The sequence below is a fragment of the Flavobacterium hibisci genome (genome assembly GCF_020026925.1).
Lineage (GTDB): Bacteria > Bacteroidota > Bacteroidia > Flavobacteriales > Flavobacteriaceae > Flavobacterium > Flavobacterium hibisci.
The window spans coordinates 58,947-83,333 of record NZ_JAIQDW010000019.1 but is presented as its reverse complement, the minus strand read 5'-3'; the positions used below and the strand labels follow the sequence as shown (position 1 = coordinate 83,333).

The following is a 24,387-nucleotide window of genomic DNA, read 5'->3' as shown; positions in this document are numbered from 1 at the left end:
GAAAATTGGAATTTGGAATTTCAGGAATTTGATATTTTTATTTTAAAAGTCCTTTAATCTGTTTCAAAGAAGTTTTGATTCCTTTGATTAAAGATGAACTGAAACCATTGTGTTCCATTTCGTTAAGACCTGCAATTGTACATCCCTGAGGTGTCGTTACACGATCAATTAATTGTTCCGGGTGTACTTTTTCTTCTAATAGCATTTTTGCTGCTCCTTTTGCAGTTTGTGCAGCAATTGCCAAAGCCGTTTGCGAATCAAATCCAATTTCGATTCCGGCCTGCATTGAAGCACGGATATATCTTAAAGCATACGCTGTTCCGCAGGCACCCAAAACAGTCGCTGCATCCATTAATTTCTCATCGATAACCGGAGCAGTTCCTAAATCCTGAAACAAATCTACAATTGGTAAAGCTTTCTCTTTGTCTTTATCAGGAAATGAAATACATGTGGCAGATTCACCAAATTGAGCAGCGATATTCGGCATGATTCTCACTACCGGAAATTCATTATTCGTTTTTGACTGAAGCATTTCCAAAGACAAACCACTTACTGCAGATGCAATTGTTTTTCCTGAAATCACTGGCAAAATCTCTGCCAGAACAGTGTCTACCTGATACGGTTTCACAGTTAGAATAATCACATCGGCTTCCTGAATATTATGTTTGTTATCTGAAGAAACGGTGATTCCTAATTCTGTTAAATACTGAATACTCTCAGTATTTCTTCTGGTAACGGTAACCTGATTGTTTTTAGAAAATTTGGCAATCCCAACGGCAACAGAAACCCCAAGGTTTCCTCCTCCAATAATATGTACTTTCATGCTTATTTATTGCTGATTAATAGCGTGTTTTTTTAAGCCACAAATTACACAGATTTTTAAGATCTTAAATCACTGCAAGCTGTTAATTTGTTGGAAAAAATTAAAAACCCAGAATCAATTTGGCTACTCCAAAATAGAGCATAATTCCAAAGACATCATTGGTTGTGGTGATAAATGGTCCTGTCGCGATAGCAGGATCTATTTTATTTTTATGCAAAAAAAGCGGCACAAGCGTTCCTAATGTTGCAGCAAATAAAATCACTACAATCATCGAAATCGAAATTGCAAGCCCTACTAAATACTGCTGATACATAATTGAATGATATCCCAGGAGAAGCAATGAAATAATACTTCCGGATATCATTGAAACAGTGATTTCTTTACTAAAATACCCTCTGCTAAAATCCTTAAGAGTACCATTTGCCAAACCCTGAACCACGATTGCTGAGGCCTGAACGCCGATATTTCCGGCCGTTGCCGAAAGCAGGGGTACGAAAATGATTAAAGTTGAATATTTTTGGAATGTCTGTTCATTTCCCTTCAAAACAAAGGAAGCCACGATTTCGATAACCATACCAATTAAAAGCCATGGCAAACGGGCTTTTGTCAATTCTAAAACGCTGTCATTTGATTCAACGTCCTGTGTAATACCTGCAGCTAGCTGGTAATCCTTATCAGCTTCGTCTTTGATTACATCTACGATATCATCGATTGTAATTCTTCCCACAAGACGTCCAAGCTCATCTACAACCGGAATCGCTTCCAAATCGTATTTTTGCATGATACGGGCTACCTCAACATCTTCAGTATCTACGTTGACAAAATTCAGTTTTCGGATATAAACGTCGCCAATTTGGGTTTTGGTCGAAGAAGTCAGTAAATCTTTTAGGGACAATCTTCCTTTTAAGCGGTTTTCATCATCGACTACATAAATCGAATGTACCCTGGATACGTTTTCGGCCTGGATGCGCATTTCTTTCACGCAGGTCAGCACGTTCCAGTTCTCGTTTACTTTTACGAGCTCTTTACCCATGAGACCTCCCGCAGAATTTTCGTCGTAACGCAACAAATCAACAATGTCTTTTGCGTGTTCAACGTCAATTAATTCCGAGATTACTTCTGCTTTAATTTCCTGTGAAAGTTCGGCAATAATATCTGCCGCATCATTAGTTTCAAGCTCATCAAGCTCCTCAGCAATTTCTTTTGGTGAAAGTCGGCTTAAGATATTTTCTCGCAGGTCATCTTCTAATTCAAGAAGAATTTCTGCGGTTTTATCACTGTCTAAAACCTTAAAAATGTAGGTTGCATCGTCAAAATCCAGTTCATCAAGGATTTCGGCAATATCAGCGTGGTGCAGGTCATTCAGTAAAACTTCAAGTTCATTGTCGTTTTTATGAACAATATGCTCTTCTAATTGCTGGATTAATTCTTTGCTAACTTTGAACTCCATCGGCTTCTATTTTTTGAGTCAAAACAATAAACTCATCAACGCTAAGTTGCTCTGGTCGAAGATCAAAGATAGTATCTTCCCGCAAATTATCTGATAAATTTAATGTTTTCAAACTGTTACGTAATGTTTTTCGTCTTTGCTGGAAAGCTGTTTTCACTACAGTAAAGAACAACCTTTCGCCACACGGAAGACTATAATCTTCCTTTCGGGTCATTTTCATCACACCCGATTTCACCTTGGGCGGAGGAATAAAAACATTTTCGTCAACAGTAAACAAATACTCAGTATCATAGAAAGCCTGTGCCAGTACAGACAGGATTCCGTAGGTTTTTGATCCTTTTTTTTCACAGATTCGCTCTGCAACTTCCTTTTGAAACATTCCTGAAAACTCCGGGATCTGATCTCTGAATTCTAATGTTCTAAAAACAATCTGAGAAGAGATATTATAAGGAAAGTTACCAATTATGGCGAACTGCTTGTTTTCGTAAACTTGGTTTATGTTGTATTTCAGAAAGTCTTCTGAAATGATTTTATCTTTTAATTTTGGATAATTGGCGTCGAGATATGCAACAGATTCAGTATCAATCTCGATTACTCGTGTTGTTACCTCCTTGTCAAGTAAATATTTAGTAAGCACACCCATCCCCGGTCCTATTTCTAAAACCTCATCGTATCCCTTTAAACTTAAAGTATCAGCAATTGCTTTTGCTATGCTTTCGTCTTTAAGGAAATGCTGTCCTAAATGTTTTTTGGCTTTTACTTTTTCCATTTTCTTTCTTGTTTTGCCACGAGGGCGCAAAAGTATTCTTTTTGCAGCGAAGACTCAAGGGCTCAAAGCTTTATTTTCAAACTTTTTACTAATTAAGACTTATAGTCGAAATCGTAATGTTCTGAAATAACCTGCAATTCTGTTCTGAAAGAAAGCATTTTATCCGCAAACAATTCTAAAGCTTCTCTATCAAATTTTGGTTGATCCTCCAAATAGTATTTTTCTAAAGTATCCTTACTGTCTGTTGTGTATTGTACAGAATAAGTAACTCCGCCCATCTCTTCTTCAACCAGAACTTTTACAATTCGTGCCGATGAAAACTTATTTGTAGCCAGAATTTCAGGAATATGTTTTTCCTGCATCCAATTTAACCATTGGTCATGAACGCTTTCGTGTATATTGGTGGTAACGTTGTAAATAATCATTTTTTTAGATTGTTCGATTGTTAGACTTCTTAGATTGTTAGACTTCTAATAATCTAACTTTCTAATGATCCAAAAATCTATTTTATAAATTTTTATCTCCTCTCAATTCGCGGTATTTTTTTCTTGCATCAACAAAGTAAATACTGTCCTGATGATTAAAAATTACCTTCTCATACAAAGGTTTTGCTTTTTCTGTTTCTTTCAGTTCATCGTTGTAAATTTCTGCAGCAAAGAACAGTGCTTCATCTACATAAATTCCATTGCTATGATGGTCAATCACTTGCTGATATTGGCTTAAAGCCGAATTATAATCTTTCAGACTTTCATAGATTTTCCCTAAACGCAACATTGTTACAGCTTCGATTTCCTGTCCTTTAAATGACTTTAGAATGTTTTGAAATTGTGTAATAGCTTCCTGTTTTTTATTCTGATAAAGCAGAAAATCACCCTTGGCAAATTGCTTCAAAGCAGTTTGTGTCGAATCGGCAACTGTGTTGTCATTGATCAGTAAAAAATATTCCAGGGCATCATTCGCAATTAATTGTGTATTGGCCGATTTCAATTCTTTAAATTGTTTTAAAGCCCACTCAAAATCGGTTTTAAAATAACTTGTTTTGGCCGCTTTTAAACTCGCTTCATGCGACATTACATCGTTTTTTAAATCCAGCTGAATTTGCGAATAGTAAATCAGTGCCTGATTAAACTTTTCTTCCAAAAGCAAAATATCGCCCAGTTCCATTTTCGCATCTGCTTTCTGGTACTCGTTTAAATTCAATTCTAAAGCCTTTTTTATAACAGCCTTTCCTTCTTCTGTCTTTTTCAGATTGAAAGCCAGGAAATGCGCCTGAATTATTTGCAAAGATAAGGTAAAAGGACTTACTCCATAAGTTGCAAGCAAATGTTCTAACTCAGTATTAATTGCAGGGTAATCTATTTCTGATGCTTTATCAATTTTAATCTGCATCAGACTCGCATTCGTACGGATCAGCAAATCCTGATCTTTTGTATTCTGCAGAATAAAATTTAAAATTTCTGCCGCTGTTTCAGTATCATCTTCATTTAGTGCAAACTGACTTAAATTTACAATGCTTATTAAAGATTCCGGTTCACGTTTGTAAATCGCTTTTTCCTGAATAAAGGCTTTTGCGAATTCCTTTTGCTGCACATAAAACCAGCTCAGATAATGATTCCAGAATACATCCTGATTTTGCTGTGTTTTCAGGATTAAAGCTTTGCGCATTGCATCCTTAAAAGCAGTATTATCAGTTTCACCATTCATGAAACGCGATAATTGGGTCTGAATCAGATTCGTATTCTGTGGATTCTGAAAAGATTCGGTTAACAAAAGATCAATCATCTGATCCGTCTTTCCCAGCTGTCCGTACAACATTCCAATCTGGAAATTAAAATTGTAATTCGGCTGTACCTGCATTGCAGTTTGGTATGCTTTCAAAGCATATTCCAGTAAAACTTTTTTCTCAAAAGAATTCCCGACTCCATAAACATCATTTGGATTCGTTTTGATTTTTTCAATCGCCTGGTCATAGTAATTTTTGGCTTTTGATTCGTTTTTCTGCAATTGGAAATTATAACCGAGTTCTACTAAAAAAACTCCTTGTTTGTAGCGATTGTACCGCTCCTGAATCATTTTTTCAGCATTAGCAAATTGCTGCAATTGCTGATAAGATTCAACTGTCCTTAAAAAATACTGTGTATTGGATGGTGAAGCATTTAAAAGCTGTTCATAGCTGATTTTAGCTTTTTCGAAATCGCCTTTATCGTAGTAGTATTGAGCGAGCTGCTCATTTTGAGCAAACGCAAAACCAGAACATAATAATACGATATATAGGAATATTTTTTTCATATTTTCAGCTTTAAAAATGTAGTTTAATCGCAGTTTAGAAAACCGAAAATGTTATGAAAATTTGATGTTTTCTTTTTCTTTAGATCTCCAGAATATCAAACCCAAACCAATCAAAATGAATGGAATACTTAAAATCTGCCCCATATTAATCAGCATATTGTTCTCAAAAGATTCTTGATTTTCTTTAAAAAACTCAATAATGAAACGAGCTGAAAATAATAAAGTTAAGAAACTTCCAAAGATTAATCCCTGTGTGTCCCTGATTTTTTCGACTTCGTACATATAAAACAAAATTCCAAAAATTAATAAATACGAAAATGCCTCATATAATTGTGTTGGATGTCTCGGAATCAAATCGTCTCTTTGAAAAACTACACCCCAGTTTCCATTAGTTGGTTTTCCATAGATTTCTGAGTTCATAAAATTGCCAAATCGGATAAAAGCAGCAGTAATTGGAACTGCTATGGCCATTCTGTCTAAAATCCACAATAGTTTGACCTTGTATTTTCTGCAATATACAAGAATAGCAAACAAAACACCAATCGTTCCACCATGGCTTGCCAAACCTCGAAAACCTACAAATTGATATGAACCGTCAATTTTTTCAATTGGTAAAAGAATTTCTATTGGATGTTTTAAGAAATATTCTAGTTCATAAAAGAAGCAATGTCCGAGTCTTGCCCCTAAAACAGTTCCAACAATGACATAAATAAGTAAACTGTCCACATTATCTAAAGGAATATTTTCATTTTTAAAGATATTTCTAACGATGTAAAAACCCAAAAGAAGTCCGCAGGCAAAAAGTGCTCCGTAATATTTTAAAGGAAAACTATCTGTGATCCAAACAATAACCGGATCTACATTCCAATTTAATACTGCACTCATCTTGCTCTGTTTAGTGGTTCCTCAAAATTAAAAAACCTAACAGGTTTTAAAAGCCTGTTAGGTTTAACTCTAAATTACTAAAATTAGTTTATAATATCAAATCCGCAGTAAGGACGTAAAACTTCAGGGATTACGATTCCTTCCGGTGTTTGGTAATTTTCTAAAATTCCGGCTAAAACACGTGGAAGGGCTAATGAACTTCCGTTAAGTGTGTGAGCCAGCTGGTTTTTTCCGTCCTTATCTTTGAAACGCAATTTCAAGCGGTTTGCCTGAAATGTTTCGAAATTAGAAACGGAACTAATTTCTAACCAACGATCCTGAGCCGTTGAAAACACTTCAAAATCATACGTCAAAGCCGAAGTAAAACCCATATCTCCTCCGCAAAGACGCAGAATTCTGTATGGTAATTTCAATTCCTTCAAAATGTTTTTTACATGTTCTACCATTCCGTCAAGAGCTGCATAAGAATTATCAGGATGTTCTACACGTACAATTTCTACTTTATCAAATTGGTGCAAACGGTTTAATCCTCGAACGTGCGCTCCGTATGAACCTGCTTCACGACGGAAACAAGGCGTATAAGCAGTATGCAGAATCGGAAGATCACTTTCGTTCAATATAACATCTCGGAACAAATTCGTAACCGGGACCTCAGCAGTCGGAATCAGATATAAATCATCAACAGTGGCATGGTACATCTGCCCTTCTTTATCCGGTAACTGTCCTGTTCCGTATCCTGAAGCTTCATTTACCAAATGCGGCACCTGAACTTCATTGTAACCCGCAGCCGTATTTTTATCTAAAAAATAATTAATTAAGGCACGCTGTAAACGAGCTCCTTTTCCTTTATAAACCGGAAAACCTGCTCCGGTAATTTTTACACCCAGTTCAAAATCGATGATATCGTATTTTTTTACCAGTTCCCAATGTGGCTGTGCACCTTCATGCAAAACCGGAATATCTCCTTCTTCAAAAACATTCAAATTGTCATCCGGTGTTTTTCCTTCTGGAACAATATCAGCCGGAAGATTTGGCAACGTGTATAATTTACTGGTCAGTTCAGCTGCTAAAGCTTCTGCTTTTTCGCCTAATTCTTTGCTTTTTTCTTTTAATGAAACCGTTTTTTCTTTCAAGATTGCCGCTTTGGCTTTCTCACCGGCTTTCATTAACTCGCCAATGTCTTTGGACAATTTATTAGATTCAGATAAAGTATTGTCTAATTCTACCTGAGCAGCACGACGGTTTTCGTCTAGTTGCACCACCTCTTCCACAACGCTTTTAGCATCAATATTTCGTTTTGCTAAAGCCCTGATTACTTTCTCCTGATTTTCTCTAATAAATGCGATTTGTAACATAGCTTGGTTTTTATAACTATTGTATTTTTTATAACGGAAGCAAATTTAAGGAAATGTTTCCTAAGATTACGACAAAGTTTTAGGGGAAAGAATGTATTTTAAAGGATGTTTCGCAAAGTTGCACGAAGGTCACGCAAAGATTCGCGAAGTTTTTTTGTTAAGGAACTAAAATTTAGAAATTCAAATCTTTAATCATAATCCAGAAACCTATATCGGTCATCTTTCTTAAACACATAAATCTGACCGTTATATTTTAGTCTTTCGGATTCTTTTTTTGTCTTGATAGTAGATTTTTCAGCAGTACCAGTATCCTCATCTGCCTCTATAGCGACTTCATATAAAAAATTCTTTGAAACTATTAAATCCTGAAAACCGTTTGTTTCTTCATCAGAAACTATTAAACCTGTTTCTAAAGTTTCCAATTCAAAAGAGCCTCCGCCGTTTGAATCGCCTTGTGTTTTCCGGATAGGATATTCGTATAACAGTTTTTTAATTTTATTGTTTACCAACGCAAGAATCGTAAATTTTTGCTGGGAATATAAGTTTACACGGCTTCCTGAAGCTTCCTCAGTATAAAATGCAACTCCGGTTATATTTTCGTTTAACTGAATTAAATCTTTGAGAATATACGTTTTCGAAAACTGCATTGCTTCATTTTCATTGTAGCTCAGATTCGAATCTTTTTCCTGAGCAATGATTTTACCATCAGCTTTATTGACAAAAAGGTATTTTCTTTCGAGATAATCTCCCAAATCATATTCTTCTGTTTCATGACTGTGTTCCTCCGTATCAACCACATAAGTGATGACGAAAAAGGCTATCTCATCATTATAACTAACAGAAGTTGTTTCGCTGATTCGTAAATCAGAATATTTGATATTGAGATTGATAGCTGCTTTTTTTAAGAGGTTCAAATCCAGTTCTTCAGACAGCAATATGCTTTCATTGTCTTTAAAAACAAGCTTTTCGACTGGTTTGGATGTTACATTTTCAGACTGCACATCTGCTGTCAGATTGGCCTTTTCATCAATGGTTTTGTTTTTATTTTTTTCGCAGGAACTTAAAAACAAAAAAGTGCCAATGAGAATTAAGTAGGTTTTGATTTTCATCGTTGTTGATTTTAGAATTAGGGCTTCCAAATATATAATTTTCTTACAACATCATTAAAAAATAAATTTGGCAAACATCTTTATTCATCAACTACTTATTTTCAGTCAGCAAATTTTTCAATTCTTTGGTTTTTAAAAAAGTGGCTAAACGTCCGGACAACAAAAGCATTTCTCTTTCTTCGGGTGTTATTTTTAGTTTGGTTTCAACATGGGAAGCAAATTCATATAAGATCAGAATGTTGGCTGCCGTCAATTCGTTAAACTTGTTATGAGTAAGTGTGGCCAGGATTATTTCGCCATCTTTGTCTCGTGTAAAACTGAGTTCACCGAACTGTTCTACTAAATCGCGTTTGAATTTTTCATAAAATTTCAGCCAATTACTGTAATCATCATCTGCATTTTTTAATTCAGCCATAATTTTTTGATATGATTCATCTTTTTTCATTTTCAGCAAATGGTCTCTGAGAGTGGTAAAACCAATTATTTCATAATTTGAAACCGGTATTTTATATCTCTCAAAAGCATTTTCAATATCCCTGTCAAAAGTCATATATCGGGTCTGAACCGTATATAAAGAAGTCGTTTCGAGCAATGAAATCAATTTGATTTTTTCGTCAGTTATGTAAGGCTCTTTTTTTCCCTGCCCCAGACAATCAATAAATAGTGCTTTTTTGTTTTTATCATTTACCTTACCATCACTATGAAGAAGTTCCAGTAATGTTTTATACCCCGTATTATCTGAAGCACCGCCATCAATAATACACAAAATCTTATTCTGTCCTTTGATTCCGAATTTTGTTTTTGGAAGCACGCCCGGAAAAGCAGAACTCGCCGTTATTCCATAAGTAAGCGGAAACTCGTAACCATCGTTTACCTCATTTTCGTCTAAACAAACCGTAGCTTTATTGGGAGCCAGGGACGAATTTATATTGAGCCCTCTGATAACATGAGGCATAAATGCAATCCGTTCTCCGTTATTATAGGCTGTTCCGTTGGCAACCATCATCGGTAAATAAGGACGTAGCGTGCTTTCTTTCGGAATAAAAAAATCAGACAAAAGCATCTGGGTTTTGCACTTATCAGGATTGTCAGGATTCGTGCAGTCATATTGCAAGACCTCAAGATCCAGTTGCTGGCTCATGGATATTTTATCGCCTTTTTCGTTTTTGCTATTATTGAGAAGGGATAAAATACTAGCCGATTTATTGACATAATCCTTGTAAGCATCGGCTTTGGAAAAGTAAAATTCATTAAAAGACTGGTGCCCCTGATACAATTTATTTTTCAGGATCGTTAAATAATAACCTGCCGAATAACAACCACCTGAAACCGTTGAGAAATAATCGATTTCGTTTAAAAAATTATGTTGAGAATTCTCTTCGTTAATTTCTTCTAAGCCTAAAAGCACACCCATACTAAAAAATTGTGCCCTTGAACCTCCTCCGGAAATCGCAACTCCTAAAGCAATGTTGGGATTTTGAAACTTTTTATCACGTTCCTGAACCGATTTATACTCATTTAAAGAAACAGACGGAATCGAATTGTAATTAATCTCTGAAAAAAGACTGATTTTATTTTGAGAAAAACCTAACCGAAAGCTAAAAAACCATACAATCAGGAAAATCGTGGAATATGAGTATTTCATTTTGGTTTTAATAACGAATTCACTGATAGCGAATTTACAAGAAAGTTGAATACAATAAAAATAACCCTAATCGAAATAAATTTAGGAACGTTTAATCTCATGTCCTGTAAATTCTTCCAGCACAGCAAACATATCGTCTACAGGAAGCACTTCAAAATCCGGATGGTTTTTCAAGAAATTTGCATTGAGCTCAGTAAGGTTTTCATCCAATTCGAAAAATGAATTGTTATTCAGCAAATCCCTGGTTGGATTAACCCCTTCAAACTTACCGTTTAAGAATTTACCGATTTTCACACTGCTCAGTAATTTGACCCTTTTTGCCTGTGCCTGAAATAATTCTAAATGCTTTTCGGCTCCAATAAGCGCAAGACCTTCTTCGATAAGTTCATTCAGTTCTTTATTCCAGCGGGAGTCATATACAAATTTCGCAAAGTTCCCTTCCGTATATTTTAAAGTGTAATAATCCAGGTAATAACTCAGCAACGCATCTTCATGAATAAACTCGTCATCAACACCTTCTTCACGCATTAAATTGATTACCGAAATATTAGAATTAATCACATCCTGCGGATTGCCACTGTTCATTGCCGTTTCTGAAACTAGTATTCTGCCGAATTCTTCCATTTTGTCTTTTTTGGGATTATTTATATGAGCGTATCACCATTATTCTTTTTTTCATTCATTTTGGCTACCAAAGCTTTCAACCGTAAGGCACGTTCTTTTTTCTCCTCCTGAAGTTTAGCTTTTTTCCGGTTTAGCAATTTTGTATGCAGCGCCTTGTTTTTGGTGTTTTTTTCAGGTCCTTTAGCCATGATACAAATGTTTTTGCAAATTTCGGGTAAATAATGATATGATTGGAATATATTTTGGGCGTTTCCCTCCGGGTCGGGCTTTCGGCTTTATCTTTTGCATTGCTTCGCTTGCAAAAGGATATCGCCTCTATCCCTAACGCGTTCTCGTTTTTATAAGAAGATTTAATTTAGGATGGAATTTTTTAAAAATGAGTTTATAAATAACGGTGCATTATACAATCGCAATTCCGCTTAAACCATTTCCTATTTATTCGTATTTTTGTTTATGCTCATGCGTGCCTTTAATAAGTATTTGCAGGACTCAACCTTTTACAGACTCTTAAAATTAATGATATAGAATGAATCCTAAAGTTGATTTTTATTTTAGCAAAAACGAAAAGTGGCAAAAAGAAACCGAAAAATTAAGAACAATTGTGCTGGACTGCCAGCTATCCGAAGAATTGAAATGGGGAGTTCCCTGTTATACTTTTCACAAAAACAACATTGTTTTAATCCATGATTTTAAGGAATATTGCGCGCTTTTGTTTTTCAAAGGCGCTTTATTAAAAGACACAGACCATATTCTGGTACAACAAACCGCCAATGTACAGTCGGCACGCCAGATCCGGTTTACCAATATCCAGCAAATCACCGAACTTGAAGCTGTCCTGAAAGCCTATATTTATGAAGCTGTTGAAGTAGAAAAAGCAGGTTTGAAATTTGAATTCAAAAAAACGGAAGAGTTTGCTGTTGCAGAAGAATTTCAAACCAAATTAGATGAAAATCCAGATTTAAAAACCGCTTTCGAAGCATTGACACCTGGAAGACAAAGAGCGTATATGCTACATTTTTCGGCACCCAAGCAATCTAAAACCAGAGCGTCACGAATTGAAAAAGCCATTCCGCAAATCCTTAACGGGAAAGGATTAAATGACTAACAAATATGAAAGCAACCTTCTTCCCAACCCAGGAAAAATTCAGAGCATGGCTGGAAAAACATTATCAAACCGAAACCGAATTAGTAGTTGGTTTCTATAAAGTGAGCAGCAAAAAACCTACCATGTCATGGTCAGAATCTGTAGATCAGGCACTTTGTTTTGGCTGGATTGACGGTATCCGCAAAACTATTGACGATGAAAGTTATTCAATTCGGTTTACACCGAGAAAAAAATCGAGTATCTGGAGTGTCATCAATATTAAGAAAGTCGAACAGCTCACAAAAGCCGGATTAATGACGGAAGCAGGTAAAAAAGCTTTCGAATTAAAATCTGAAGAAAGATCCGGAATTTATTCACACGAAAAAGAAGCTTATATTCTCGATCCTGAATTAGAAAAACAATTCAAAGCGAATAAACCTGCCTGGGATTTTTTTGAAAAGCAGGCACCATCTTACAAAAGAGTAGTGATTCATTTAATTATGAGTGCCAAGCAGGAAAAAACCAGAATTTCGAGACTTGAAAAAACGATAGCTGCAAGCATACAGCAAAAACGAATACTCTAAAAAAACAAATTGGCAACACAGAATAAACCCCGAAAAACAAAACACAAAGGCATAAGCTTAATCCCTTATTTATATGGAATTGGAGGATTTTCTCTGCTTTTTCTTTTATACATTTTTTACAGAATATATATAACTGACAGAAATTTAATTCCGATAAGCATATTCGCCTTAATTGCCGGTTCAATTTTTGAAGCAAAATTTATTATGAAAAAATGGGGAGAAGTTCTGGGAATTGCTCTCTTATCCTTTTTCCTGAGCTTTTTATCTTTTTTACCCGGTAAAAGAGAACATAATTATAACTTCGAAAATCATATTCAGATTTGGCCCTTTTGTTTTTTGATTTTCTTTTTAATTTTTATAATTGCTTTTAATAAAGACAAGGTTGTTCCAAAACTAACTGAAGGAATTACATTACTCCAGTCTATAGCTGTTCTATATTGGATATTTGATTTTGGTCTTTTAGAAAATCACAATTTGTTTCTGTTTTTGATTTTGTCAAAAGCTTTGCTTTTTTCATTATTTTCAATCTTCCATGCATTTACAAATACAGAATTAACAAAACAAACAGGTTGATATTAAGTATTTGGAGCACGATAATATTTGTTTTGTTTGCTGCTGAAAACATTATAAGAACATTTCAAAATGAACAAATCGAAAATTCACAAAACCTCACGAGCGGATTTTATATTACTGTTCAATATTTTCTTTTAGGTGTTTCAGGTGTTTACATCGTACAAAACTTCACTATGTTAATTGCTTTCATGCCAGGAAAAGGAACTTTTTTTAACAAACAATATTATAAGGATTTAAAAGAGCTAAAAAATGACCATATTAACAGATATTCTTTTCAGCAAGTTAAAATACTACATTCTTTATACTGCATTATGTTTACAGGTAGCTTATTCTATCTGAATTATTACTATAAAGTTATGCCAAAACATATTGCAATTTGGCTTGTATTTGTTACTTTTCCTTTAATTTTAAACCTTTGGAATTTTATAAAAAACAAAGATTAATTAAATAACATAATCAAATTTACATCAGTTGTTATTTTTTGATAAATAATTACAATAAAAATGGACGAAAGAACAACCTTACAATATTACGTTTTAGACGTATTCTCAAACGAAAGTTATAAAGGAAATCCACTTTCTGTTGTTTTTACTGATGGAAATTTACCTCTTGAAACCTATCAGGATATTTCTAAAGAATTTGGCTACTCTGAAACTTCATTTGTTTATTATTCAAAAGAGCAAAAAGCATTAAATGTCCGTTCGTTTACCCCAACCGGAATCGAAATTGACGGTGCCGGACATAATTTGCTGGGGGCAGTCTGTGGCGCTTTATTCAAAAAAATGTCCATATTTGAAGAACAATCAGAAAACAATCGTTTTGTGATTATGAAACATTCTGCAATTCCGGTAACGGTTAGTTTTGATCAGGTTACGCAATATCCGGTGGTGCAAATGCATCAAAAACTGGCAATTATTGAAGAGGAAGTACCAACATATAAAATTGCAGTGGCACTGGGGCTTAGGATTGAGGATTTAGATGTAAATGCTTTTGTCCCGACTATTGTAAAAACGGAAGTCACTCACATGATGGTTCCTGTCAAAAATAGCCAGATTCTGAACGACATTGTTCCTGATAATAAACTTTTAATCGAGATTTCGAAAGAATACCACTCTGACGGGTTTTATTGTTTTACTATTTCAGATCAAAACGACACCATTGCCGAAACCCGATTTTTTAACCCTGTAATTGGAATCAATGAAGATCCTGCAACGGGAACTGCTGCCGGACCTTTAATTGGGTTCCTTACTCAAAAGAAATACACAAAACCCAATCAGGAATATAAAATTTTGCAGGGCGTTAAGCTAAACCAGCCTTCCATAATTGAAGTAATGAATCGTGAAAATGATATTTTAGTGGGCGGTTCTTCGATTGTTACGATGAAAGGGGAACTTTATATATAAAAAAAGCGGCATTTAAATATTACCGCTTTTTATGTTTGGAAAAAAATCCTTAATTCGTTTTCATCGGAGGCAAATCAAACGCTACAGAATCATGTTCGAAATTGTTTCTGTGTCCGCCATCGCAAAATGGTTTATTGTTTGATAATCCGCAACGGCAAAGACCAAGTGCTGATCTTCCCTGAAGTCCGTAAAGAGTTCCTTCCGGATCCATAATTTCAAAATCACCTTCAATTTTGATTGATCCATTTTTATTGATAATAAGTTTTGTCTTGCTCATAAAAATTATTTTAGCTGTTTTTTTGGATGGCAAAGATTGCAAAATATTTCCTGAAGATTTTACTTCTAAGATCAGTTTAAACTGGTTCTATTTAAACTATACTTTCAATTTCGACTAAACAAATATTACTGATAATCAGGCTAAATTGTAGCGATGGTATCCGATTTTGAATGCATAACACCACAGCTTTGAAACATTATTTTGTAGATTTGAGAAATCATTTATCTAAACTATCAAACCACTTATGAAAAAATATGCTATTCTAATCGCATTTGCCTTTCTTTTTAGCCTGACCTCTGCCACTACCGAAACAAACTCATTCGAAGAGGGCTGGATCAATTTACTGGACAATAACCTCAGCAAATGGGATATGTATCTCAGTTACAAACACAAAAACGGATATTCAGGCAAAGTCCCAACAGATGCCAATGGAAAAGAAATACCGCCTATTGGCTACAATAAAAATGTCAACAATATGTTTACGGTAATTCAGGAAAACAAAGAACCTGTCCTTAAAGTTACCGGGGAATATTATGGCTGTGTCTTTACAAAAGAAAACTTCAAAAACTATCGTCTGAAGCTGAAAGTTAGATTTGGAAATAAAAAATGGGAGCCCAGAACCGAAAAACTTATGGATGCAGGCGTGCTGTATCATTCGCAGGGCAAAGCGGGCGTAGATTACTGGCGTGCCTGGATGTTATCGCAGGAGTTCCAAATAATGGAAGGTCATTTTGGCGATTACTGGAACATCGCTAATTCGGCAATTGATATCAGAGCGTATATTCCGGAAGGATCAATGAATGCCGTAGCCGATGAAGGTCAGCCATTTATTCCGTTTGGAACACATACTGAAAATACGGGGTTTTGCATGCGAAAAATGAGAGCTGAAACGCCCAATAACGACTGGACAGAAATAGAACTGGTTTGTTTTGAAGGTAAAAGTCTTCATATCATTAATGGCAAAGTAGTCATGGTTTTGCAAAATTCCCGTTATTTTGATGGTGAAAAATTTATGCCTTTAACCGAAGGAAAAATACAATTGCAAAGCGAAGCCTGTGAAGTTTACTATAAAAACATCAAAATTAAACCAATAAACAAAATGCCTGCTGAGTTTGAAAATTACTTCAAATAGATTATTTCTTAGCCCCGATAGCAGTGAAAATCCTTTTGCTTTTTCCTTTAAAAAGCAAAAGATTGCAACGGATAGCGGGAAATAGCTTCAAATAATAATTCTATTGCTTATTTTTGCACTCAATAAAATAGAATCATGATACAGAATCCAAAAAGATATACTATTACAGCAGCATTGCCTTATACCAACGGACCAATCCATATTGGGCATTTGGCGGGGGTTTACGTGCCTGCAGATATTTATTCGAGATACCTTCGCCTGCAGGGAAAAGATGTTGCGTTTATTTGCGGAAGCGACGAACACGGTGTTGCGATTTCGATGAAAGCCAAGAAAGAAGGAGTTACGCCACAGGAAGTTATTGATAAATATGACGGAATCATACGCAAATCGTTTGCTGATTTCGGAATTTCATTTGATAATTATTCCAGAACTTCGGCTAAAATCCATCATGATACGGCTCAGGAATTCTTTAGGACTTTGTATGATAACGGTGATTTTATTGAAGAAGTAACAGAACAATTGTACGATGCGAAAGCAGATCAGTTTTTAGCGGATCGTTTTGTAGTAGGTACTTGTCCGAAATGTGACAATCCGGAAGCTTACGGCGATCAGTGTGAAAAATGCGGATCGACTTTGAATGCAACCGATCTGATCAACCCAAAATCGACTATTACCGGAGAAACTCCCGTTTTGAAATCAACTAAACACTGGTTTTTACCTTTGGATCGTTACGATGCTTTCTTACGTGAATGGATTTTAAAAGGACACGAAAAAGACTGGAAAACCAATGTGTACGGGCAAGTAAAATCCTGGATTGACGGTGGATTAGAGCCTCGCGCCGTAACACGTGACCTGGACTGGGGAATCGATGTTCCCGTTGAAGGTGCCGAAGGCAAAAAATTATATGTTTGGTTTGATGCGCCAATTGGTTACATTTCTTCTACAAAAGAATGGGCAGCTCGTGAAGGAAAAGACTGGGAACCTTATTGGAAAGATCAGGATACCAAACTGGTTCATTTTATCGGAAAAGACAATATCGTATTTCACTGTGTTATTTTCCCGGCAATGCTTAAAGCAGAAGGAAGCTATATTTTACCAGACAACGTTCCGGCTAATGAGTTTTTGAATCTGGAAGGAAATAAACTTTCGACTTCTAAAAACTGGGCGGTTTGGTTGCACGAATATCTTGAAGAGTTCCCGGACAAACAGGATGTTTTGCGTTATGCCTTAACATCAAACGCTCCTGAAACAAAAGATAATGATTTTACATGGAAGGATTTTCAGGCGAGAAACAACAATGAATTAGTTGCCATTTTTGGAAACTTCATTAATCGTGTTGTCGTTTTAACCAACAAATATTACGAAGGTGTTATTCCAACGCCAAATGAATTTACAGAAATTGACGAAACAACTTTAAACGAACTTAAAGCATATCCGGCAGTAATTGCAAGTTCACTGGAACGTTACAGATTCCGTGAAGCTTTAGGCGAATTGATGAATGTGGCCCGTTTAGGAAACAAATATCTTGCTGATGAAGAGCCATGGAAAGTAATGAAAGATAATCCGGAGCGTGTAAAAACCCAAATGTATGTGGCGTTACAGATTGCAGCTGCTTTGAGCGTTTTGGCTGAACCGTTTTTACCTTTTACAGCTGCTAAACTTTCAGGAATTCTGAAATTGAGTGACCTGAAAGAGCATTTTGAAGGTTTCAGTAAATTCCTAAAAGAAAACCATCCTGATGCTAAAGATATTATTCTCGATAAGGTTTTAAACTGGAATGATATCTCAAAACATTCCGATTTATTGCCAGCAGGACACAAAATTGGAGAAGCGGAATTGCTTTTCGCAAAAATCGAAGACGAAGAAATACAAAAACAAATAGATAAATTGGAAGCTACAAAAACCGCTAATCTTGCTGAAAACAAACAAGCTGAAACACAAAAAGATTTAATTCAGTTTGAGGATTTTGCCAAAATGGATATCCGTATCGGAACTATTCTTGAAGCGGAAAAAATGCCAAAAGCCAATAAACTTTTAGTGCTAAAAGTAGATACAGGAATCGATGTTCGTACAATTGTTTCAGGAATTGCAGAGAGTTTTTCTCCGGAAGAAATCATCGGAAAACGTGTTTCTGTATTAGCAAACCTTGCTCCAAGAGCATTGCGTGGTGTTGAAAGCCAGGGAATGATCCTGATGACAACGAATGCAGAAGGAAAACTGGTATTTGTAAATCCGGATGCTGATGCTCCAAACGGATCGACTGTAAACTAGCGTTTTATAAATAAAATAAAATGGCGTGAATCAGTTAGACCTAATTGATTCACGCTTTTCATTTTAAAGGTCTGAACTTATTATATCTAAAAAAATATAGTATTCGCAAATTAATAAACTAAAAAAAACAAATCATGAAAAAAACAATTTGTTTAAGCTTTTTACTTCTCATAAATATATCGGCTTTCGCACAGGAAATTATAAATTCGATACCTCTGGAATTGAAAAAAAGTAGTACTGTTTTTCAAATTGCTGATCCCAAAAAAAATGCAGTTACATTGTTTGTGAGGGACTCAGTAAAAATAAAAGCTATCTACCTGAATGAAAAGATGCAAATTACAGACAGCATCACATCTAAAAGACCGAATCCTAAAACATACACTAATATAATTGGTTATAATAGTAGTAATGGCAATACAAGATTATTCTGGTCATCTAATAATTATGAAACCATTTTTTCCCAAGTGTTGAATCCTAATAGTCGAGAAAGTCTCCTCAAAGAATGTAAACTGGTTTTAAAAAACCAAAAAGTTATACAAAAATTCAGTCAGGACGAAAACTTTTACATCCTGACAGTTGTAGAAGACAGCGATATCTTCAAACTCTATGTTTTTAACAGCGACGGCAATTATACCGAAAAAACGATTACCACAGAAGGGTTTCACTTTTTTACATTAGACTATAAAAAATCAGATTTATATACGGCTTTTTCCGAAAGTTTGCTGCCTTTTGAGGCGCCTTTCTCTTTACAAAATATTACTGTTGAAAATCAAACATCATTAATAGATGCTGCCAAAAAAAGAAAATGCTATTTGAAAGATAAGCAACTTGTAATCACTATTGACACCAACATCGATTTTACCCAAGTGATTCTAATTGACTTACAAAGTTTTACTGCTACCGAAAAGATGATAAAAAAGCAACATTTAGTTGGCGATAGAAAATTTTTAAATTCAAATTCCTTTTATTTTGATAATAAATTATATCAGCTAAAAACCTCATCAGGCATTATTTATTTTACTATAAAAGATTTAGAGGACAACATTTTAAAAGAATATTTTGCCAATTCAACAAAACCAATTGGGTTTAAAAATTCTGAATTTTTTGAACAGGGAGGCAGCTTGAGAGGCAAAAGAACTTTGGCAAGCAGTCCGCTGTTTATTTTGAAGGTAAACAGTTTATCTTTGGGTCTTTCCTGTTATAAGACTGGTGAAAATACATTTATCACTTTTGGAGGTGTATCGGAGTTAAAACAATCAGCCGACCTGACTACAATAAACGAATTTGGACTTACTGAAGATATTGTATTTAGTACATCAATGGAAGATTTTACATCCAGTTCTAACAGAAGAGTAGTTAAAACCGAAGGATTGTTTGATAGCACAGGAAATCGTATCAAAGGAAAATTACTGCCATTGGCATCTGATAAAATCACTACTTTTTTTGATAAAAACAGCACTATTTCATCACAGATTTTATTCAAATTAGATGCTTATTATCTGGGATATTATGATAGTAAAACAAAAGAATACATCTTTAGAAAATTTGAAGATTAACCAAGAACTCCCGATTTAGCAACTCGGGAGTTTTTTTCTGATAAAACTTTCAAAATACTAATTTTGCATTTCGACTAATAAAACAATATGAAACTTACAAAACCAAGATTGGCTTTAATCTGCGGCATTCTCTGCATTTCTATTTTTCCGATACTGGTAAAACTGAAATTAACTCCCGGATTAATCTCTGCTTTTTACCGGATGTTTTTTGCAGTTACATTGCTTTTGCCTTATGTCCTTTTAAGTAAAAACTTTAAACTGCCAACGTTAAAATTCATCTTTTTAGCAGGGCTTTGCGGAATTTTGTTCGCCTCAGATGTTGCGGTTTGGAATATTTCTATTCAGGATTCGAGTGCTACTCAGGCATCTTTATTGACAAATTTGTCTCCGGTCTGGGTTGGTGTTGGTTCTTTTTTGTTCCTCAAATCAAAACCTGCGACCAACTTTTGGATTGGAACTGTCGTTTCTTTATTCGGAATGGTGACTTTGGTTGGCTTTGAATTTTTCGTGGAATTGAATTTCAATCAGGCTTTTCTGTTTGCTGTTTTATCCGGGATCTTATATTCAATTTATCTTCTGGTCAGCAAAAATGTACTTTCTGAGATTGATGTTTTAACTTTCATGACAATCAGTTTAATAGCTTCAAGTATTTATTTGGGAATTTTGTGTTATGTCTTAAATGAGCCTTTTACAGGATTTTCAGATACAGGCTGGTTTGTGTTAGTATTACAGGCTGTAATCTGCCAGTTGTGTGCGTGGCTTTCGGTTAGTTATGCGACACAGCATATGCGTGCTACGAGAGTTTCGCTTAGTTTGTTAAGTCAGGCAGTAATTACTTCCCTATTAGCTTGGTTGTTTTTGGAAGAAAAAATAACTTTACAAATGGTTTTAGGTGGAATCATATTACTTTTTGGAATCCGGATTACTTTTTACGATAAGACAATTACATTAAAGAAACTGTTTTCTTAAAATTGCAGATTTTGATTTTATTATCAGAAACTTCAAACAAAGAAAACTTCAAACGTGAAACAAAATATACCATGTTACATAGAAATAAAATACCCAATTTAAAAGTAATCGCATTTGATGCCGATGATACTTTATTTGTTAACGAACCTTACTTCCAGGAAACAGAACATAAATTTTGCGCCCTGATGGAAGATTATCTTTCGCATCAGGGAATCTCGCAGGAATTGTTTAAAATTGAAATCGATAATTTGCCTTTGTACGGATACGGAATCAAAGGGTATATTTTATCGATGATTGAAGCAGCAATGAAAATTTCAAACAATACCATTCCGGTTGAAGTCATTGAAAAAATCATCCAATACGGAAAAGAACTGCTGGAAAAACCTATCGAACTTTTAGACGGAATCGAAGAAACATTGCAGGCTTTACACGGTAAATACAAACTGGTCGTAGCTACAAAAGGCGATTTAAAAGACCAGCACAGCAAATTGCATCGTTCAGGTCTTGGACATTATTTTCACCATATCGAAGTGATGTCAGATAAACAGGAAATTGATTATCAAAAATTGCTAGGGCGTCTGGACATTCAGGCACATGAATTTTTGATGATTGGAAATTCATTAAAATCAGATGTATTACCGGTTTTAGGAATTGGCGGATATGCCGTTCATATTCCGTTTCATACCACCTGGGAACATGAAAAAATCAATCACAAGGTAGAACACGAGCATTTTAGCTCATTCGAAAAAATAACTGAAGTTGTTCCTAATTTAGTATAATGAAAACCCTTTTAGATTTAGAAAACTGGAATAGAAAAGAGCATTTTGAACATTTCAGTAAAATGGAAGAACCTTTTTTTGGCGTTACTGTCGAAATTGATTGTACAAAAGCTTATCAAACCGCTAAAGACCTAAAAACTTCTTTTTTTATCTTTTACCTGCATAAAACCCTGGCAGCGGTAAATTCGGTTGAAAATTTTAAATACCGAATTGCTGAAAATCAGATTTACATTAATGATCGTATAGATGCATCGGCTACTATTGGCCGTAAAGATGAGACTTTCGGGTTTTCATTAATTGAGTATAATCCTGATTATAGGATTTTTGAAAAGAATGCTCATGCAGAAATTAATCGGATCCAAAATACAACGGGACTTTTTACAAGATCATTTGATGATGATAATTTGATTCACTTTTCGGCAATTCCATGGTTAAATTTTACTTCGATTTCGCACGCACGAAGTTATTCTTATCCAGACAGCTGCCCTAAAATTTCTTTTGGAAAAATGATGACTTCATCAACCGGAAAAAAAACCATGACAATGTCTGTACATGTTCACCACGGATTAATGGACGGCTTGCATGTAGGTCATTTTGTTGATCTTTTTCAGGAAGTAATGAATAAATAACAACAAACTGATAAACAAATATTTGGAATGATTTTTGACCGCAGAAACATATGAAAAAACTGTTACTCCTTTTGTGTTTGTTTTATAATGCTGTCCTGCTAAGTCAGACGGTATTAAATTCTTTTGCCTTAAATTTAAGCAGACCTTTAGAAAATGGTCAGATCCTGAACGTTGAAGATGTAAAAACAAATGATATTTATGTTTTTGCGGCCGATGATAAATTCATTAATATCTTAAAGTACAATAAATCGCTGTTTTTAAAATATCAATTTACCGATTCTATAAAAATGGCAGAAAACAGATCTTTAATAGGGCATAGTATCAGCGATGACGGAAATCCGCTGCTTTACTGGGCAACCGATAATTTAAGAAACATCAGAATCATTAAATATTTTCCTGAAACCAAAACTTCAAAGGCTTTAAATTTTGATTTGCCTCCAACTACTGAATACATTATAACCACTTTTCAAAAAAACAATATGTTTTATATGCTGTGTAAGGAAACAAATCAACAGCATCTGCTACTTTATGAGTTTAATAACGGAAAAGCTGAAGTAAAAATGTTCGATCTATCCGGAATACTGTTTCAGAATGATAAAGGACAAAATTTGGCTTTCAATACCGTTATCCGATATTATCCTATTGAAAAAATGGATCCTGATAGTTTTAATACTTTAGACAAAACAGTTCATAAAACCAAAATGTATATCTCAGAGGGTCATATCTTTTTGAGTTTTGATTACAGCCTGAAAAAGACCCAGGTTTTAGATCTTGACCTGACCACTACAAATATTACCGAGAAAAACTTTATTCAGCCCGTATCTGACAAGGAATCCAGATCCTCTAATTCTTTCATTTACGAAAATAAAATCCTTCAAATCAAAACTTCTAAAGAGGAATTTTTATTCAACATCAAAGATTTTGATTCAGAAAAAACGTTAAAAAGTATCTCTGTTTCAAAAAAAGACTCAATCCGTTTTAAAAATTCGCCTTTCTTTCTACAGATAAACGATAAAAAGCCTCAGGAAATAAAAACGACCGAGAAATTTTTAAAACAGCTTTCTACACTAAACGCAGGAATAACAGTTTTTAAAAACCATAAAAACACGTCCGTGTCTTTTGGTGGATTTGCAGAATATCAGATTTCAGGTTACGATTACATACAAGGCAACTTATTGGCAGATTTTTTTGATAATGGATATGGGGGATATTCGGAGTATCAAAGCAAAATGGCTTATTTTGACGCGATGCTAAATCAGGATTTAGAATTTGTAAACAGCAAACAATCAGAACCTTTGGCTATTGATAATGTTTTTTATTATTTAAGTACCAATAAAAATATTTCGCTGCAAAATATTCTTAAACTAAAAGAGTATTACATTTTAGGTTATTATGATGTGGTTTCAAAACAATACATTATGCGTAAATTCACAGATGGGTTTTATTATGAAGAAAGAAATCCGATCATCAACAGGGCCTCTCTTTCAAAACCTTACCAGTTTGAGGATCTTAAATTCTAAGGATTAATCGAAATGTTCTTAGTTTTGGACCTCCCAAAAAATGGTTTTGAATTATTTTCGTTAATTTTACAAAAAAGACACACATTATGTTATCAAAAAATATTGAAACGGCTTTAAATAAGCAAATCCGAATAGAAGCAGAATCTTCACAAACGTACCTGTCAATGGCTTGCTGGGCCGAAGTACACGGATTAGAAGGAATCGCCCAGTTTATGTACACCCAGTCTGATGAAGAGCGTGCACATATGCTTAAACTCGTAAAATATGTAAACGAACGTGGCGGACACGCTCAGATTACAGATCTAAAAGCACCGAGAATTTCCTATTCCACCTTTAAAGAGATGTTTGAGGAGCTTTACAATCACGAACTTTTTGTTTCACAATCGATTAACGAATTGGTACACATTACTTTTGAAGAGAAAGATTATGCTACACACAATTTTTTACAATGGTATGTTTCCGAACAAATAGAAGAAGAAGCGACAGCTAAATCTATTTTGGACAAAATCAACTTAATTGGCGAAGATAAAGGCGGACTTTACTTGTTTGACCGTGATATTCAGCAGTTAACTGTTACAAGTTCAATTGCTATTAATCCAAAATAAAAACGTTAAAGTTTATTTAGAATATATAAAAATAATATTTTCTGTTTATATTTGTC

At 34.8% G+C, this 24,387-nt stretch carries 25 protein-coding genes; 13 read left to right on the top strand and 12 right to left on the bottom strand.

Annotation, left to right across the window (positions count from 1 at the left end; all coding sequences use genetic code 11):
- Positions 1-37 precede the first annotated feature (37 nt).
- The 11 genes from proC to K8B81_RS17075 all read right to left on the bottom strand — a co-directional run bounded on the left by proC (position 38) and on the right by K8B81_RS17075 (position 11,137).
- Positions 38-823, bottom strand: coding sequence for a pyrroline-5-carboxylate reductase (gene proC / locus K8B81_RS17125; RefSeq protein ID WP_223682769.1), 786 nt, complete (start codon positions 821-823; stop codon positions 38-40).
- Between the two features lie 100 nt (positions 824-923).
- Positions 924-2,273, bottom strand: a complete 1,350-nt coding sequence (gene mgtE / locus K8B81_RS17120; protein WP_223682768.1) for a magnesium transporter — start codon at positions 2,271-2,273, stop codon at positions 924-926.
- The gene (rsmA, locus tag K8B81_RS17115; protein ID WP_223682767.1) at positions 2,257-3,042 is read right to left on the bottom strand and encodes a 16S rRNA (adenine(1518)-N(6)/adenine(1519)-N(6))-dimethyltransferase RsmA; all 786 of its coding nucleotides are present in this window, start codon (positions 3,040-3,042) and stop codon (positions 2,257-2,259) included. Before rsmA ends, mgtE begins: the two co-directional genes overlap by 17 nt.
- A gap of 92 nt (positions 3,043-3,134) precedes the next feature.
- The gene (locus tag K8B81_RS17110; RefSeq protein ID WP_223682766.1) at positions 3,135-3,467 is read right to left on the bottom strand and encodes a DUF4286 family protein; all 333 of its coding nucleotides are present in this window, start codon (positions 3,465-3,467) and stop codon (positions 3,135-3,137) included.
- An 82-nt stretch (positions 3,468-3,549) separates the two neighbouring features.
- Positions 3,550-5,331 carry a tetratricopeptide repeat protein gene (locus K8B81_RS17105; protein WP_223682765.1) on the bottom strand — a complete coding sequence of 594 codons (1,782 nt, stop codon included), beginning with the start codon at positions 5,329-5,331 and terminating at the stop codon, positions 3,550-3,552.
- 51 nt (positions 5,332-5,382) lie between these two features.
- Positions 5,383-6,216, bottom strand: coding sequence for a prolipoprotein diacylglyceryl transferase (gene lgt / locus K8B81_RS17100; RefSeq protein WP_223682764.1), 834 nt, complete (start codon positions 6,214-6,216; stop codon positions 5,383-5,385).
- 83 nt (positions 6,217-6,299) lie between these two features.
- Entirely contained in the window at positions 6,300-7,571 is a 1,272-nt protein-coding gene (serS, locus tag K8B81_RS17095; protein ID WP_223682763.1) for a serine--tRNA ligase, read from the bottom strand.
- 188 nt (positions 7,572-7,759) lie between these two features.
- A complete protein-coding gene (locus K8B81_RS17090; RefSeq protein WP_223682762.1) occupies positions 7,760-8,680 on the bottom strand; it encodes a hypothetical protein in 921 nt (306 codons plus the stop codon).
- Between the two features lie 91 nt (positions 8,681-8,771).
- Positions 8,772-10,325 carry a patatin-like phospholipase domain-containing protein gene (locus K8B81_RS17085; RefSeq protein ID WP_223682761.1) on the bottom strand — a complete coding sequence of 518 codons (1,554 nt, stop codon included), beginning with the start codon at positions 10,323-10,325 and terminating at the stop codon, positions 8,772-8,774.
- Between the two features lie 81 nt (positions 10,326-10,406).
- Complete coding sequence (locus K8B81_RS17080) at positions 10,407-10,949, bottom strand: DMP19 family protein (protein ID WP_223682760.1); 543 nt, start codon at positions 10,947-10,949, stop codon at positions 10,407-10,409.
- Between the two features lie 20 nt (positions 10,950-10,969).
- Positions 10,970-11,137, bottom strand: coding sequence for a hypothetical protein (locus K8B81_RS17075; protein WP_223682759.1), 168 nt, complete (start codon positions 11,135-11,137; stop codon positions 10,970-10,972).
- 338 nt (positions 11,138-11,475) lie between these two features.
- On the opposite strand from K8B81_RS17075, the gene K8B81_RS17070 reads away from it, so the two are divergent.
- From K8B81_RS17070 to K8B81_RS17050, 5 genes are read left to right on the top strand one after another with little or no spacing between them, the layout of a single operon-like run.
- Positions 11,476-12,054: a YdeI/OmpD-associated family protein gene (locus K8B81_RS17070; RefSeq protein WP_223682758.1), complete on the top strand. Its 579-nt coding sequence runs from the start codon at positions 11,476-11,478 to the stop codon at positions 12,052-12,054.
- 5 nt (positions 12,055-12,059) lie between these two features.
- On the top strand, positions 12,060-12,617 hold the full coding sequence (locus K8B81_RS17065; RefSeq protein WP_223682757.1) for a YdeI/OmpD-associated family protein: 558 nt from the start codon (positions 12,060-12,062) through the stop codon (positions 12,615-12,617).
- Positions 12,618-12,626: 9 nt separating this feature from the next.
- Complete coding sequence (locus tag K8B81_RS17060) at positions 12,627-13,190, top strand: hypothetical protein (RefSeq protein ID WP_223682756.1); 564 nt, start codon at positions 12,627-12,629, stop codon at positions 13,188-13,190.
- Complete coding sequence (locus tag K8B81_RS17055) at positions 13,187-13,633, top strand: hypothetical protein (RefSeq protein ID WP_223682755.1); 447 nt, start codon at positions 13,187-13,189, stop codon at positions 13,631-13,633. The genes K8B81_RS17060 and K8B81_RS17055 overlap by 4 nt, the downstream gene beginning before the upstream one ends.
- A 60-nt stretch (positions 13,634-13,693) precedes the next feature.
- Entirely contained in the window at positions 13,694-14,593 is a 900-nt protein-coding gene (locus tag K8B81_RS17050) for a PhzF family phenazine biosynthesis protein (RefSeq protein WP_223682754.1), read from the top strand.
- Positions 14,594-14,642: 49 nt separating this feature from the next.
- Here the strand turns inward: K8B81_RS17050 and K8B81_RS17045 are convergent, their stop codons facing one another.
- The gene (locus K8B81_RS17045; protein WP_073485872.1) at positions 14,643-14,870 is read right to left on the bottom strand and encodes a CDGSH iron-sulfur domain-containing protein; all 228 of its coding nucleotides are present in this window, start codon (positions 14,868-14,870) and stop codon (positions 14,643-14,645) included.
- A gap of 244 nt (positions 14,871-15,114) precedes the next feature.
- On the opposite strand from K8B81_RS17045, the gene K8B81_RS17040 reads away from it, so the two are divergent.
- From K8B81_RS17040 to K8B81_RS17005, 8 genes are all read left to right on the top strand, one after another.
- Positions 15,115-16,002 carry a 3-keto-disaccharide hydrolase gene (locus tag K8B81_RS17040; RefSeq protein ID WP_223682753.1) on the top strand — a complete coding sequence of 296 codons (888 nt, stop codon included), beginning with the start codon at positions 15,115-15,117 and terminating at the stop codon, positions 16,000-16,002.
- A 135-nt stretch (positions 16,003-16,137) separates the two neighbouring features.
- Complete coding sequence (metG, locus tag K8B81_RS17035) at positions 16,138-18,273, top strand: methionine--tRNA ligase (RefSeq protein WP_223682752.1); 2,136 nt, start codon at positions 16,138-16,140, stop codon at positions 18,271-18,273.
- Between the two features lie 134 nt (positions 18,274-18,407).
- Positions 18,408-19,829: a hypothetical protein gene (locus tag K8B81_RS17030; RefSeq protein ID WP_223682751.1), complete on the top strand. Its 1,422-nt coding sequence runs from the start codon at positions 18,408-18,410 to the stop codon at positions 19,827-19,829.
- Between the two features lie 87 nt (positions 19,830-19,916).
- Complete coding sequence (locus tag K8B81_RS17025) at positions 19,917-20,798, top strand: DMT family transporter (protein WP_223682750.1); 882 nt, start codon at positions 19,917-19,919, stop codon at positions 20,796-20,798.
- Positions 20,799-20,869: 71 nt separating this feature from the next.
- Positions 20,870-21,577 (top strand): HAD family hydrolase, encoded by a 708-nt coding sequence (locus K8B81_RS17020; protein WP_223682781.1) that lies wholly within the window; start codon positions 20,870-20,872, stop codon positions 21,575-21,577.
- Positions 21,577-22,206: a chloramphenicol acetyltransferase gene (locus K8B81_RS17015; RefSeq protein ID WP_223682749.1), complete on the top strand. Its 630-nt coding sequence runs from the start codon at positions 21,577-21,579 to the stop codon at positions 22,204-22,206. Before K8B81_RS17020 ends, K8B81_RS17015 begins: the two co-directional genes overlap by 1 nt.
- Before the next feature lie 50 nt (positions 22,207-22,256).
- Positions 22,257-23,726 carry a hypothetical protein gene (locus tag K8B81_RS17010; protein ID WP_223682748.1) on the top strand — a complete coding sequence of 490 codons (1,470 nt, stop codon included), beginning with the start codon at positions 22,257-22,259 and terminating at the stop codon, positions 23,724-23,726.
- 86 nt (positions 23,727-23,812) lie between these two features.
- The gene (locus K8B81_RS17005; protein WP_031456669.1) at positions 23,813-24,331 is read left to right on the top strand and encodes a ferritin; all 519 of its coding nucleotides are present in this window, start codon (positions 23,813-23,815) and stop codon (positions 24,329-24,331) included.
- Positions 24,332-24,387: the final 56 nt, after the last annotated feature.